The organism is Sporosarcina oncorhynchi, from assembly GCF_033304615.1.
GTDB lineage: Bacteria > Bacillota > Bacilli > Bacillales_A > Planococcaceae > Sporosarcina > Sporosarcina oncorhynchi.
Window position 1 is genome coordinate 742,823 of the sequence record NZ_CP129118.1, and the last position, 13,763, is coordinate 756,585.

13 protein-coding genes are annotated in these 13,763 nt (G+C 42.2%); 9 read left to right on the forward strand and 4 right to left on the reverse strand.

From position 1 onward, the window contains the following. Positions 1-12 precede the first annotated feature (12 nt). The 4 genes from isdE to QWT69_RS03480 all read left to right on the forward strand — a co-directional run bounded on the left by isdE (position 13) and on the right by QWT69_RS03480 (position 4,509). Positions 13-894 carry a heme ABC transporter substrate-binding protein IsdE gene (gene isdE, locus QWT69_RS03465; protein WP_317969007.1) on the forward strand — a complete coding sequence of 294 codons (882 nt, stop codon included), beginning with the start codon at positions 13-15 and terminating at the stop codon, positions 892-894. Positions 895-917: 23 nt separating this feature from the next. Beyond that, positions 918-1,901, forward strand: a complete 984-nt coding sequence (locus tag QWT69_RS03470; RefSeq protein ID WP_317970877.1) for a FecCD family ABC transporter permease — start codon at positions 918-920, stop codon at positions 1,899-1,901. Next, positions 1,891-2,661, forward strand: coding sequence for an ABC transporter ATP-binding protein (locus QWT69_RS03475; protein ID WP_317969009.1), 771 nt, complete (start codon positions 1,891-1,893; stop codon positions 2,659-2,661). Before QWT69_RS03470 ends, QWT69_RS03475 begins: the two co-directional genes overlap by 11 nt. A 441-nt stretch (positions 2,662-3,102) precedes the next feature. Further along, positions 3,103-4,509 carry a purine-cytosine permease family protein gene (locus QWT69_RS03480; RefSeq protein ID WP_431312313.1) on the forward strand — a complete coding sequence of 469 codons (1,407 nt, stop codon included), beginning with the start codon at positions 3,103-3,105 and terminating at the stop codon, positions 4,507-4,509. Between the two features lie 74 nt (positions 4,510-4,583). Here the strand turns inward: QWT69_RS03480 and QWT69_RS03485 are convergent, their stop codons facing one another. Then, on the reverse strand, positions 4,584-5,741 hold the full coding sequence (locus tag QWT69_RS03485) for a hypothetical protein (protein ID WP_317969011.1): 1,158 nt from the start codon (positions 5,739-5,741) through the stop codon (positions 4,584-4,586). 62 nt (positions 5,742-5,803) lie between these two features. Continuing rightward, entirely contained in the window at positions 5,804-6,592 is a 789-nt protein-coding gene (locus QWT69_RS03490) for a hypothetical protein (protein ID WP_317969013.1), read from the reverse strand. 411 nt (positions 6,593-7,003) lie between these two features. Between QWT69_RS03490 and QWT69_RS03495 the strand changes: the two genes are divergently transcribed. Both QWT69_RS03495 and QWT69_RS03500 read left to right on the forward strand, forming a co-directional pair. Beyond that, a complete protein-coding gene (locus QWT69_RS03495) occupies positions 7,004-8,290 on the forward strand; it encodes a helix-turn-helix domain-containing protein (protein WP_317969015.1) in 1,287 nt (428 codons plus the stop codon). Then, entirely contained in the window at positions 8,287-8,412 is a 126-nt protein-coding gene (locus QWT69_RS03500) for a hypothetical protein (RefSeq protein ID WP_317969017.1), read from the forward strand. Before QWT69_RS03495 ends, QWT69_RS03500 begins: the two co-directional genes overlap by 4 nt. Positions 8,413-8,727: 315 nt before the next feature. On the opposite strand, the gene QWT69_RS03505 is transcribed toward QWT69_RS03500, so the two are convergent. Beyond that, on the reverse strand, positions 8,728-8,916 hold the full coding sequence (locus QWT69_RS03505) for a hypothetical protein (protein ID WP_317969019.1): 189 nt from the start codon (positions 8,914-8,916) through the stop codon (positions 8,728-8,730). A gap of 167 nt (positions 8,917-9,083) precedes the next feature. Further along, positions 9,084-9,632 carry a GbsR/MarR family transcriptional regulator gene (locus QWT69_RS03510; RefSeq protein ID WP_317969021.1) on the reverse strand — a complete coding sequence of 183 codons (549 nt, stop codon included), beginning with the start codon at positions 9,630-9,632 and terminating at the stop codon, positions 9,084-9,086. 204 nt (positions 9,633-9,836) lie between these two features. Here QWT69_RS03510 and QWT69_RS03515 point away from each other — a divergent pair, with 204 nt between their 5' ends. The 3 genes from QWT69_RS03515 to QWT69_RS03525 are packed head-to-tail and all read left to right on the forward strand — an operon-like array spanning position 9,837 to position 12,836. Continuing rightward, on the forward strand, positions 9,837-11,093 hold the full coding sequence (locus tag QWT69_RS03515; protein ID WP_317969022.1) for a quaternary amine ABC transporter ATP-binding protein: 1,257 nt from the start codon (positions 9,837-9,839) through the stop codon (positions 11,091-11,093). Beyond that, complete coding sequence (locus tag QWT69_RS03520) at positions 11,086-11,937, forward strand: ABC transporter permease (RefSeq protein ID WP_317969024.1); 852 nt, start codon at positions 11,086-11,088, stop codon at positions 11,935-11,937. The genes QWT69_RS03515 and QWT69_RS03520 overlap by 8 nt, the downstream gene beginning before the upstream one ends. Before the next feature lie 2 nt (positions 11,938-11,939). Next, entirely contained in the window at positions 11,940-12,836 is an 897-nt protein-coding gene (locus QWT69_RS03525) for a glycine betaine ABC transporter substrate-binding protein (RefSeq protein ID WP_317970881.1), read from the forward strand. The last annotated feature ends 927 nt before the right edge of the window (positions 12,837-13,763 follow it).

Sequence of the window (13,763 nt, forward strand, 5' to 3'; positions counted from 1 at the left end):
GAGTTGTCTGAAATGAAAAAAGCCATTGGTCTGGTTGGTATTGTCGGCATGCTAATGCTTACCGCCTGTTCCTCGGGTGACAGTTCTGCATCGGGAATCGGAGAGATAGATCCTGACGGCGATCGGATTGTCGCTACGACCGTTGCACTGACTGAAATCATGGATGCGCTTGCTATTGACCTTGTCGGTGTTCCTTCAAGTTATAAAGAATTACCTGATAGATACGCAGATGCGAAAGAAGTCGGTAATCCAATGAGTCCTGATATGGAGACTTTATTGGCATTGAAGCCTACAGAAATCTATTCAGTGACCACATTGAAATATGACTTGCAAGAGATGTTTGATGATCGCGGAATCGATATGACGTATGCAAATCTCGAAAGCGTTGACGCGATGCACGAAGAAATTCTGCGCATCGGGAAGAAGTATGACCGAGTGGAGCAGGCGGAGGCGCTAATCGCGCAGTTCGAGGAAAAGGCAGCTTCGATTGCACAAGCAATTGAAGGCAAGGAGCAACCGAAAGTATTGATTCTAATGGGGATTCCTGGCAGCTACCTTGTTGCGACGGAGCATTCTTATATCGGTGACTTAGTGAAACGCAGTGGTGGTGTGAATGTTATTACGGGTGAGGATGTCGAGTTTTTATCCTCCAATACAGAATATTTGCAGCAGGCGGAACCTGATGTCATCTTGCGGGCCGCTCACGGAATGCCTGAACAGGTTATTGCAATGTTTGATGAGGAGTTCCGTGGGAATGATATTTGGAAACATTTCGATGCTGTAAAAAATGGCCGGGTGTATGATTTAGAGGAGCAGTTGTTTGGAACAACGGGCAACTTGGCGGCGTCAGAAGCGCTTGATGAGTTGCAAAAGATGCTGTATCCGGCAGAATGAAGGCGGGTCGGAAAATGTCTTGGATGAATAAGAGGTTTTTCAGTTTTATCATTGTAATCGCGTTGCTCATTATTGTGTTTGTGCAATCAGCACTAACCGGCAGCATTCAAGTAACGCCGTTTGAGCTGCTCCGCGGATTGTTTACAGGGGCAGACGATAATGTGGCCATCATTAAGGATCTGCGGATTCCGCGAATTTTGATCGCCATCTTCGCAGGCGCTGCATTGTCAGTCGCAGGTGTACTTCTGCAAGCTGTCATGCGTAACCCCCTTGCCGATCCCGGCATTATCGGGGTGTCCGCAGGGGCAAGTTTTATGTCGATTGTGCTAATCGCATTCTTCCCGACATTGTTCTTTTTTGTGCCGTTGTTTGCGTTTCTTGGTGGAGCAATTGCGTTTTTGCTCGTCTATTCAATGTCGTGGAAATCGGGGCTTGATCCGCTCCGGATGATTCTCATTGGGATAGCGATCAACGCATTGTTCACAGGTCTCAGTCAGGCAATTGGATTCAGTGGCGGCGGGTTAACGCAGTCCATGAGTCAAGTGACGACATCGAATTTGACGATGAAGAAGTGGAGTGATGTGAATACGATCGTGTTGTACAGCAGCATCGGTCTAGTTCTATCGTTCTTCGTGTTCAAGTGGTGCAACTATTTAGCACTTGAAGACAAAACGGCGAAAAGCCTAGGGGTCAACATCAATCTGGCGCGTTTTGTCATTGCCTTAATTGCAGTACTGCTGGCGTCAATCGCAACAGCAATTGCAGGGATGTTTGCATTTGTTGGATTGCTCGTTCCACACATCGGCAGAACGCTTGTCGGCAATGATCATAAATTGCTCATTCCTTTTTCGGCACTCGCCGGGGCATTGCTCATTCTTCTTGCAGATACGCTTGGACGGGTGTTAATAGCGCCGAACGAGATACCGGCTTCGATTATCGTTGCGGTCATCGGAGGTCCATTCCTCATATTCATGTTGAGAAAGAGTGATCGCATTTATGGATATTAAAGATGTGACGTTTTCATATGATAAGAAGTCGACGATTTTGCACGGTATCGACAGTTCGATTGAAACAGGGAAAGTGACGACGATTATCGGGCCGAACGGCTGCGGAAAATCGACGTTGCTTGGCGTGCTGTCTAATCACTACCATCCACAGAACGGAGAAGTCGTTTTGGACGGTCTTGCGCTAGCTGATTTCAAACCGAAAGAACTTGCGAAAAGGCTCGCTGTTGTTCATCAACAAAACAATGCACCATCTGATATGACTGTTGAAAAACTGACAGCCTATGGACGGATTCCGTATAAGCATTTATTTTCTTCATCGACGAAAGAAGATGAGGAAGCAGTCGAGTGGGCGCTTGCCAGCACGAATTTGCTCGACAAGCGCAAGAGTCCGATTGATCAGCTATCTGGCGGTCAAATGCAACGGGTTTGGATTGCTATGGCGTTGACACAGCAAACACCGTATCTGTTTCTTGATGAACCGACAACATATCTCGATATTTACTACCAATATGAATTGCTAGAACTGATCCGTTCGTTGAATAAAGAGCATGCTATCTCCATCGTTATGGTATTGCATGATATCAATCAGGCAATCCGCTATAGCGATACGATCATTGCAATGAAAGACGGTAAAATTTCGGCTAAAGGTGCGCCAGCTCATATCATTACAGCGGAATCGATTAAGGATATTTACGGTGTCGATGTCATTGTGAAGCATGATGAGCAGGCAGGGATGTATATTGTCCCGGTCGGAATTTGAAAGACGAATAGAGGTTGTGAAACGCCAACGGTTTACGTAACTGGTTGGCGTTTTTTGATTTCGAAAAAAGTTGAGGGCAGTTCGATTATATGAACTGTTTTCTGGATAGGAATAACCAGAGTGTAGGAGCCATGAATCTTTTGAAAATATGGTTTCCCGGTTAGCGAGAAAGGGAAAGTAATAATAAGTGGGGAAGCATTGTAGGATACAACATTTTGAGCGTGTGCGTTATTCAACAAAATCTACTATAAAAGATTATTTTGTCGTTATTTCCCGGGGAATTCCTAGTAGCGAATCAAAATTCCACATACTTTTACTTTTCAACATACAGTTTTCTGTTTGGTTGAATGAACTTATCAATATTGTTATGATTGCGTAGTAAAAAATGGGGTATTCTTGAAGGGTTTTAGCGTACAAAAGAAATGCCTGAATAGAAAGGGGTTGGCGTCTATCCAATCAAATGAAGGAACAACTCAAGCCGTCGAGGCGGTATCCTCGGACGATTACTCGCTGGACAGGGTGCCAAGCAACGAACGGAATAAAGGCTGGTTGAGTATAACGAACATTACGTTCGGTATTGCGACTGCAATTTTCTATTTCCAAATGGGGAGTGTTATGGCCCTGAAATTCGGTGCTATTAATGCAATGATCTCCTCCGCTTATGCAATCGTTGTTGCTGGATTGCTCGGTACAGTAATCGCCTATTTATCGGCGAAATCAGGCATGAATGTCAATCTGCTTTCACGCGGTGGAGGATTCGGCTATATCGGATCATCGTTGACGTCGTTAATTTATGCATCTAATTTCATTATGTATTGCGCTTTTGAGGGACTTATTTTAGTTTCCGCAGTTCACCACTTCTTTCCTACTCTTCCTAAATGGATCTTAATTGTCCTGTTCGGTACAATCGTCATTCCTCTTAACTGGTTCGGAATCGAACAGTTAGATAAATTACAAAAATGGTCACTACCTCTATTTATCGTCTTTTTATTAACTGCGGTTGTTGTGTCGTTCTACAAAATTCCGATTTACACAGGCTCTGTTTTCACCTATATGCCCGAAGGTGTGACAATCGGCGGTGAAGCGCTCTTAATGTGCATGGGTATGCACCACGGTATTATGGGATTGACAGCGTTACTCGCATCCGATTATGCTCGTTTTTTGAAACCGGCAGACATTAAAATCGGTTCGGTTATGATTGGTTTTATTCCGCAGATTTTCTGTTTCGGTGTTATGGGAGGGCTCGGTATCTGGTTTGGTGTGAGATTCCTTGAATCGGATCCTGGTGTGTATATTGTCTTGCTACTAGGTATTGGAGGCGCATTATTCACGATGCTTACCCAATTGCGTATAAACGTGACGAATATTTACAGCAGTTCGTTGTCACTATCCAATTTCTTTGAAAACATGTTCCGATTTACACCTGGTCGCCGCTTTTGGGTCGTTGTGTCAGGCATAACGGCAATCGTTCTTATGTTGCTCAATATTACAGAACATGTCGATACATTGATGACCTTCCAAGGTGTCTTCCTCTTGTCATGGGCTGCTGTTCTTGTAACAGATGCACTAGTCGTGAAAAAGCTGCTGAAGATTGGACCGAATTATTATGTCGCGAGACAAAGCTATTTGTATAAGTGGAATCCTGTTGGCACGGTGTCGTTGATTGTCGCAAGTATTCTTGGGACGGTGGCGGCACTCGGTTATATGGGGATCTTCCTAGAGTCAACCGCGGCATTTTTGGCGGCGCTGCTTGCAGCGGTGTTGACTGTGTTAATTGCGGTAATGACAAAAGGAAAGTATTATCTTGTGAGAGAACCTCACGATATTCCAGAAGAAGACAAGCTGTAATAACAGTAAGAATAAAATACAACGTAAAGAAGTCAGCCGGTGCATTCATCGGCTGACTTCTTTTTATATGGGTCTCATTTAACAAGAAAGTCGTAAGATGACACGTTTTTCTTCTTGCTGCTAATATGCTCAAACATTTCATCTAAACCATTGACAGGCAATTCAGCGATACGTTTGCCCGATTGTAAATCATACGTATCAATTGCAAAAGCTTTTGTTGGTTTGTTGTAACGGAAGAAGTAGAGGTTTCCATCTTTGAAGTACGTCTGTTCATTCATTTTCATGCTTCCTGTACTTGCACCTTCAAGACTCAACATAGGTAAGGTTTGTTCTTTCGTGAAATCAAACCCATGTACATCCCCCGCACCGTCCACGTAATGGAATATGCCTTTGTCGATTGTTGCTGCATTTCTCAAATTGTAAGGGACTCTAACGCGGTAATCATCAACATCTTTATATGTGAGAAATGGAAAAGTATCAATCTTTTTCGTTTCTTTGTTAATACGATACAAGTCGCTCGTCAATTTCTGTGTATCACTGATCAGCATATAATAATAACCGTTTTCATGAAGAATTGGAGATAGTCCCAGCCTGTCACCGATTTCGCCTAGCGCAACAATTTCTTTCACCTCGATATCCTTCTGAAGTGGCGTGCTGTAGAGGGACATCGTTTCTTCATCTCCAGCGACGAACGAAATTTCGTCTTCTCCGATTCCCGACATATACATATAATGAGGAATTTTTGCCGTTTCAAAGCCTGAGCTGTCTCCGATTCTCAGATTTGATGCATATGTGCCTTCATCCGTGAAGCCGGAATTGTAGACACTATAGAACTTGCCATCTTTGTAGCCTGTAATTTCACCGGTATGTTCTTCGGTATCCGCTTTGAATTCCTTTATATCATCTGATTCAACAATATAAACATGGTTCCGGTCTTCCATGAAAAACGTATTCTCCGCTTCGTGAATTGTACCGAGTTCCAACCCATTCATTTCCCAAAGTCGCGTATCTCCTTTTGCATCAATGAAGACGACGAAACTCATACCGTCCCGGTTCATATCCTGGTCTGCAGTCGTGGAAAAGTAGAGGGAGGCGATGGAATCTGACATGATTGCTGGTAATTCATCAGTGGAAATCGAATCTGCTTTTTTCCCTGATACATAAATTGTTGTCGCTCCGATTGCCATGAATATTACTAATGTGGTGATGATGAAAATCCATTTTCTGTCCACTCTTTTCACCCTCCCTGATCTATGTATGGGAGCAAGCATAGCTCATGCTTGCTCCACTTGAATTACTTAACTGTCCGCTTATGAGCTGTCTGACTTGCGTCACGAACATCTCTTGGATAGACGCCGAGTCCTTTATTCACATCAAGATCCATATTCCCTTTTAATTTAAAAGCGGACCAGATTAGTTTAGAACAGTTCTTTGCTCCATTGTGGCCTGTGTTACGGTTGTTTGCGAAGTTTAAGGAATAATTTTGTCCTCTTTCGCCATATGCCCAAGTAGCAGCATTCTTTTTCACTGTGCTAGAAGCGCTGATAGAACGTACGACTGCTCCTTTATCCACTTTTCTTACGTTAGCAGAAATACTGCGCACGCCTGAAGGATAGATGGACTCTACAATTGTATTACCAGTGTAATAAAGTCCAACATGTCCGTGGTTTACATAAGCCGTCGAAGAAGGTGTGTAATAGAAATCGCCTTGCGCACTAGGCCCAACGATGAGTAGAGCACCACTTCCTCCGCCTAAAGCATCCATATCATCAGAAGCTGCGAGCTCTTCTGCCAGTTGAATAGCTTCCACTTCCGCCAATCTGTTTTGTTCTTCCATTTCATTGTACATCTGGTTGTAAATCTCTTCTTTGCTCATACCCATCGTCACTGAAAGTTCTTCAACTTCAGCTTCAAGTTCATCAGCTGAAACGCCAGGTTGCATGATCAGAATCTGATTGACGGTACTTTCGAATTTCTTATCAAAGTTGTTGTTGACGTCTTTGTTGAATGAAGCCGCCTGAACATTAAACTGGACACTGCTGACAAGAATGAATGCGATGAACATTGCCGAATACTTCTTCATCCGTCTCTCTCCTAGGGAAGGCAACCGGCCGAGCCACCTTCGAAATTGTATGTTGTCCAACATAAGTCTATTATACCAATACTCTGTTAACAATCTAGTTTTGAAAAAGTCCTACTTTTGTATGATGAAGTTGAAAATGACGCGTCGCGAGAGTAGTAAACTATTGCCGAATTACAATAGTAATAGCTACTAGCATCATTTAATCCTCATTCTTAACGAAAATATCAATAATCTTCATACTCCCTAGAATTAATGCAAGAGAAAAAGCATGTACCAGAAATCATTTGTAGAAATGCAAAAGAAGTACTTAAGAATGAATAGTTGGAATAAACCGAAAGATGGTTGCTGATATCAAGGAAAAACTTTACAATTAGTAGTATAGAGTTCTATGAAGGAAGGAGAGAAGACTTCATGCATATCGGGTGCAGACTTAAAAAGCTGCGTGAAGAGAAAAATCTATCGCAAAAAACTGTCAGTATTGGTATTGTCTCTACTTCCCATTACAGCAATATTGAAAATGGCCGTTTTGAACCTTCAAATGAAGTTCTTCTCCTGCTTGCAGAACGATTAGAAGTTCCTTCTGAATATCTTCATCGGATTCGTGAAGAAAATGTTGAAATTCAAAAATATTTGATGGAATATGAAATGCTAATTGCTAGTAGTGAAGGAAATATTGATTCGTTTTTGAAAAAAAACCATACAAAATTCATCTATATTGTTTCATTAAAACAAGAGGTCATGTTCAACTTGCTAAAGTATTTAGAGCATCTGAAATTTGGCAGGATCAATGAAGCACAAAAACACTACGTGGCAGAAATCGCTTGCATACCCCAAAAATACATTGCAGAAGCCAATTTACAAATGCTTGAAAAATACCAATATGTGACTGGTTTGCATCATTATTATACAAGAAACTATGCGGACAGTATTTTACATTTTAAAGAAGCCCTTCACTTGACGAAAGATGAACTATTATCAGCAAAGATCAATTACAATATTGCGTTGGCTCTTTATCAAGAACATGATTATGGGACTGCACTAAACTATACGAAGAAAGCGTTGGGGCAGTACATGGACTTGCACTGCTGGAAACAATGCGGAGATTGCTACAATCTTGTCGCTGCCTTATACCTTGAACAATATAAAGTAGATGAAGCGAAGAAGTATATTGAAAAAGGCTTCAGTATTATAGCGGATGAGATGACGGGTACATTAGCGAATTTGTATCATAATTTAGCGATTTTCTATTTTATTGAGAAGGATTTTATGCAAGCATTGGAAAAGGTCAATCGGAGCCTGGAAGTGAAGAAGGCATTAGAAGTAGGTAATCTATTTGCTACGAAAAAGTTGAAAATTGAAATCCTTTTTGAACTTGAAGATTTTCAAGCGATACAAAGCTGTCTCGGCCGATTGAGAAAGATGGCAAGTTCTGATCTGGAACAAGCCCATCTTCATAAAATCGATGCGTTGCTTTACTATTCTATGCGAGAGTACGAACAATTCGAACGCTTAATGATTCACTGCACGGAAGTTTTCCTTGAGAATAAGCAATGGGTGGATTTAAAGGAATCATCTCATCATTTGGCTTTATATTATGCAAATCAGAAGAAATATAAAAGTGCATATATGTATCAAGAATATGGTATCCACGCGTATCGGCATATCGTGATGGAATTGAAAGGAGGTGATGAACTTTGAAGAAGAAAATGATGACGCTATTATTCTGTTTTGGTATGCTTTCACTATTTGCATTTGGAAATGAAGGTATGTCCGATATACAGGGAAGGCCAGAAGTCGGACCACCACATGAAAAAGGATGACGGGGAGAATACACCCCGTCATCTCCTGCCTTCCTTGCTATTATCCAAAAAGTATTTCTTCAAATTCCGCTGCTTGAAGTGTGTAATTTTTATCTTTCCTCCACTTATTCCAAAAACGTAGCCCAGGTAACTGTTCATTCTTCGAAAAAGCTGAAGTTGGCGAACTCCTTAACCAAGGACATCATGAATCAGATTCAGAAAAATTATCGGACTTTACAATTAAGTGCGAGAGCACATGACCGAAGACAATAAGAAAAGGATGCAATCTTCACTGATGGCATCCTTTTTGGGTTACAAAAGTATTTGGAGTGATTTTTACGCTGTTCCTCTAGTGCGTTTGACGCCGAGAATCATCAAGCTGATCGCGCTCGTTATGTTCAGAACGAGTGCGAAGCCGAGCAGGATCCATTGGGGCGTTTTAGCTATTGGAAGAGTGAGTGCAAGGACTAGTGAAAGTGTTCCAATGAGTAAGAATGTAATTAGTAACGGCATTTTTTTCGGCAAGGGATAGCCTCCTGTATGGTACTTACATAAATGTAGAATAATCCTTAAAGAAAATAGAAAAGGCCGAACAAAACAGTCAAAAAGCGTAGAGGAAATGATTCTTTGCGCTCTTTTTGTTAGTATTGTCCCGGCCTTCGACTCACTTTTATTTCATACTTCAAGGTGTATCATTTATTTTCTGAGTAATTTTTTGGTGGGACGAGATTGAAAATTTCATGTTCTTCGAATGCGTCTACTAAGCGGTCGAGCCATTCGAAATAGTCACGCATGTATTCAAGTTTTGCAATATCTTTTACAAGAATATCTTTTAAATCATCACTGATATCTTCGTTCTCGTATAAAACTTTCATTTCATTCAAGGATTTCTTGACAGCAACGGAGTGTAATGAAATAGATCTTCTCCACTTAGTAGAAAATAAGTCAATAAAACTTTGATACCAATCTTCTTTGACTTGGTAAAGATCTTTACGGACTCCACGTTTCCAAGCACGTTCTACTAATTTTAAATCTGATAACGCCCTTACAGAAGTGCTCATACTTGTTTTGCTCATTCCGAGTTCTTCAGTCATATCATCCAAGGTAAGTGGTTCGTCATGAAAGAACATCGTACCGTACTGTCTACCGGCAGAAGGTGTGAGGCCGTATAGATGTATGTTTTGTGCGATGGTTTCAATAATCCGCTCACGTGCTTTTTCAAGAGTTTCTTTGCCGTCCATAATATATCTCCTTCACTAACCATCTTAAAAGAAAATCCGTTTTCTAGCTTAAGGGTATTATAACTAATTTTAAATTGCAATGATAAGTATCACTTTGTACAGTTTTTACTGTACAAACAATTAATTTGGATAAAACGGTTGTAAATGATAATCTTAGTGCATATACTAGTAGATATTAATTCTCATTATTTAGGGAGTGTAGGAATGGAAGACCAGATAAAGAAAATTGAAGTAAGCAATACGACCAAAATCTTTGGTAAACATAGCAAGCGTGCAACGCAATTGTTAAACGAAGGCAAAACGAAAAGTGAAATCCTTAAACTGACAGGCGCTACCGTAGGCGTGAACAATGCGACATTTGATGTCTATGATGGCGAGATTTTTGTCATTATGGGCTTATCGGGTAGCGGTAAATCCACATTAGTACGCATGCTCAATCGATTAATAGATCCAACAATCGGGGAAATTCTGATCGATGGTAAAAATATTGTCAGCATGAATAAAGAGCAACTGCGAGAGGTTAGAAGAAAGAAAATTGGAATGGTTTTCCAAAATTTTGCTCTTTTCCCGCATAAGACTATCCAGGAAAATACTGAATATGGGCTTGAAATTCAAGGGATGGCAAAAACAGAGCGGCAAGAACAGGCGAAGGAATCACTTAAACTTGTTGGATTGGCTGGGTATGAGGACCAGTATCCGAGTCAATTAAGTGGTGGCATGCAGCAACGGGTCGGATTAGCACGTGCTCTCGCTAATGATCCTGATGTTTTGCTAATGGACGAGGCATTCAGTGCATTGGATCCTTTAATTCGAAAAGATATGCAAGATGAGCTTCTTCAATTGCATCATGATATGAAGAAAACAATTATCTTCATAACGCATGATCTGGATGAAGCATTGCGAATAGGCGATCGAATTGCATTGATGAAGGATGGAGATATCGTTCAAATCGGAACACCTGAAGAGATTCTGATGAATCCATCTAATCAATATGTAGAACGATTTGTGGAAGATGTAGATCTTTCCAAAGTATTGACAGCGGGCCATATTATGAAAAAGGCGGATTCCGTGCAAGTGGATCGAGGACCGAGAGTCGCTTTACGTCTCATGGAAAGACTAAGCATCTCTTCTATCTATATAGTAGACAAAGGAAATCGTCTGATTGGAGCTGTCACGGCACAAGATGCTGTCCGCGCATCTGAAACAGGGAAGACATTGGAAGATGTTCTAATTAAAGATGTCCCTACGAGTTCCCGCGAAACAGTTCTGACGGATTTATTTGACACGGTATCTACTGCGACGATTCCAGTAGCGGTCGTAAATGAACAGAATCATTTAGAAGGTATTATCATTCGTGGAGCACTGATCGGCGCATTGGCAGGCGACGGACAGTTTATCAATAGTGAATCACATGAAGAATCCGTGGAAACGGCAGAAATTGGGGTGAAGGGCAATGAATAATTTGTTACCTCGATTGCCATTCGCTGATTGGATTGATACAGGCGTGGATTGGCTTGTTGAACATTTCGGATCAGTATTCGATGGTATTGCAAGCTTCTTAAAAGGATTTGTAGAAGGAACAGTTGACTTGATGGCGTTAGTGCCATCCATTGTATTAGCATTGTTATTCGCATTGCTCGCTTGGTTCATCTCCACGCGTAGAATTGCAATTTTTACATTGGTCGGATTGCTGTTTATTGACTATCTCGGGTATTGGTTCTCGATGTTACAAATGCTATCGCTCGTCATTACGTCTGTCTTTATAGCTTTGGTCATCGGAATTCCGCTTGGGATATGGGGTTCACAGAAAGCAGGTGTGAAAAAGGTCATCAACCCACTGTTGGATTTGATGCAAACAATGCCTGCGTTCGTTTATCTTTTACCAGCGATTTTCTTTTTCAATATCGGCGTTGTACCAGGGGTTGTGGCTTCCGTTATCTTCTCGATGCCACCAACAATTCGCCTAACGATGCTTGGTATTGAACAAGTCCCGAAAGATTTAATTGAAGCGACAGAAGCGTTCGGATCCACTTCATGGCAACGATTGAGAAAAGTCCAGATTCCATTGGCAAAGCCGACAATCATGGCAGGTGTTAACCAAAGCATCATGTTATCACTGTCAATGGTAGTCATTGCCTCAATGGTCGGTGCACCAGGACTCGGTGAAGAAGTCTACAAAGCGGTTACGCAATTGAAGACAGGTGTCGGTTTTGAAACTGGCCTATCAATTGTTATCGTCGCTATTATTCTTGACCGAATTACACAACACGCAGGAAAGAAAAAACAAGGGGGAACTTTATCATGAATTTGAAAAAGAAAATGTTTGGACTAGGAACAGCAGCATTACTAGCAGTAGGTTTGGCAGCTTGTGGAAATGCTGATGACAACTCTTCAGCAGACGTAGATGATACGACTTCCGTTGGAAAATCGGTTGACTATAAAATCACTGGAATTGACCCGGGCGCCGGAATTATGGAAGCAACTGAAAAAGCGATTAAAGAGTATGACCTAGACGAATGGGACGTTACAACAGGCTCTGGCGCTGCAATGACAGCTTCATTGAAGAAAGCATATGACAAAGAAAAGCCAATCATCGTAACAGGTTGGACGCCACACTGGAAATTTGCGAAATTCGATCTGAAATACCTGGAAGACCCAAAAGGTGTATACGGTGGGGAAGAGCAAATTAAGACGATTGCTAGAACAGGCCTTGCAGAAGACTTGCCGGAAGCACACCAAGTCCTATCGAACTTCCATTGGACTGAGGAAGACATGGGTGAGGTAATGGTAGCGATTCAAGAAGGCGAAAAAGAAGACGTAGCCGCTCAAAACTGGGTGGATGCAAATGCTGATAAAGTTGCAGAATGGACAGAAGGCGTAAATGAAGTAGATGGTGATAAAATCAAACTTGCATACGTGGCATGGGATAGTGAAATCGCTAGCCACAACGTTGTGAAACTTGTACTTGAAAGTGTCGGTTACGATGTAACATTAACACAAGTAGAAGCAGGACCACTTTGGACAGCTGTTGCAGATGGAAGTGCTGATGCTTCCTTAGCAGCATGGTTGCCAATTACACATAAAACGTATGCTGATAAATTCGATGGTAAATTCGAAGATCTCGGTGCTAATATGGACGGTGTGAAAATCGGACTTGTTGTACCGAAATATATGGACATCGAATCGATTGAAGATCTGAAGTAATCCTTTAGATTCCGGTATGAGTCTTATCTAGTAAAACAAATAAAATGACGATAGCCCACGGGGATTAATCCTGCGTGGGCTTTTGTGCGGAAATAATACTTTAGCTCGCTACTTGGGTGACGTTTTCTGTAGGCCGCCTCTACGTTTCGATACGGCGAGGTTACGTTTCGATACGAGGGAGTTACGTTTCGATACGAGCGGTTTACGTTTCGTTGCGTGTGCTACTTTTCGATACGACGAGTTTGCGTTTCGATACGGCGCCTCTACGTTTCGATACGCGCGGTTTACGTTTCGTTGCGCGTGCTACTTTTCGATACGGCGAGGTTACGTTTCGATACGGCGCCTCTACATTTCGATACACGCTGTTTACGTTTCGTTGTGCCTGCTACGTTTCGATACGAGGGAGTTACGTTTCGATACGAGGGAGTTACGTTTCGATACGCGCGGTTTACGTTTCGTTGGACCTGCTACGTTTCGATACGCGCGGTTTACGTTTCGTTGGACCTGCTACGTTTCGATACGACGTGGTTACGTTTCGATACGAGGGAGTTACGTTTCGATACGACGCCTCTACGTTTCGATACACGCCGTTTACGTTTCGGTGCGCTTGCTACGTTTCGATACGGCGAGGTTACGTTTCGATATGCCGAGGTTACGTTTCGATACGACGCCTCTACGTTTCGATACCCGCTGTTTACGTTTCGTTGCGCCTGCTACTTTTCGATACGAGCGAGTTACGTTTCGATACGGCGGCTCTACGTTTCGATACGCGCGGTTTACGTTTCGTTGCGCCTGCTATATTTCGATACGGCGAGGTTACGTTTCGATACGGCGGCTCTACGTTTCGATACCCGCTGTTTACGTTTCGTTGCGCGTGCTACGTTTCGTTACGACGGGTTTACGTTTCGATACGGGGCCTCTACGTTT

Bases quoted from the DNA above. Each gene is read 5' to 3' on its own strand.
- QWT69_RS03495 (WP_317969015.1), top strand. From the start codon at position 7,004: ATGCATATCGGGTGCAGACTTAAAAAGCTGCGTGAAGAGAAAAATCTA.
- QWT69_RS03515 (WP_317969022.1), top strand. From the start codon at position 9,837: ATGGAAGACCAGATAAAGAAAATTGAAGTAAGCAATACGACCAAAATC.
- QWT69_RS03490 (WP_317969013.1), bottom strand. From the start codon at position 6,592: ATGAAGAAGTATTCGGCAATGTTCATCGCATTCATTCTTGTCAGCAGT.
- isdE (WP_317969007.1), top strand. From the start codon at position 13: ATGAAAAAAGCCATTGGTCTGGTTGGTATTGTCGGCATGCTAATGCTT.
- QWT69_RS03470 (WP_317970877.1), top strand. From the start codon at position 918: ATGAATAAGAGGTTTTTCAGTTTTATCATTGTAATCGCGTTGCTCATT.
- QWT69_RS03475 (WP_317969009.1), top strand. From the start codon at position 1,891: ATGGATATTAAAGATGTGACGTTTTCATATGATAAGAAGTCGACGATT.
- QWT69_RS03520 (WP_317969024.1), top strand. From the start codon at position 11,086: ATGAATAATTTGTTACCTCGATTGCCATTCGCTGATTGGATTGATACA.
- QWT69_RS03510 (WP_317969021.1), bottom strand. From the start codon at position 9,632: ATGGACGGCAAAGAAACTCTTGAAAAAGCACGTGAGCGGATTATTGAA.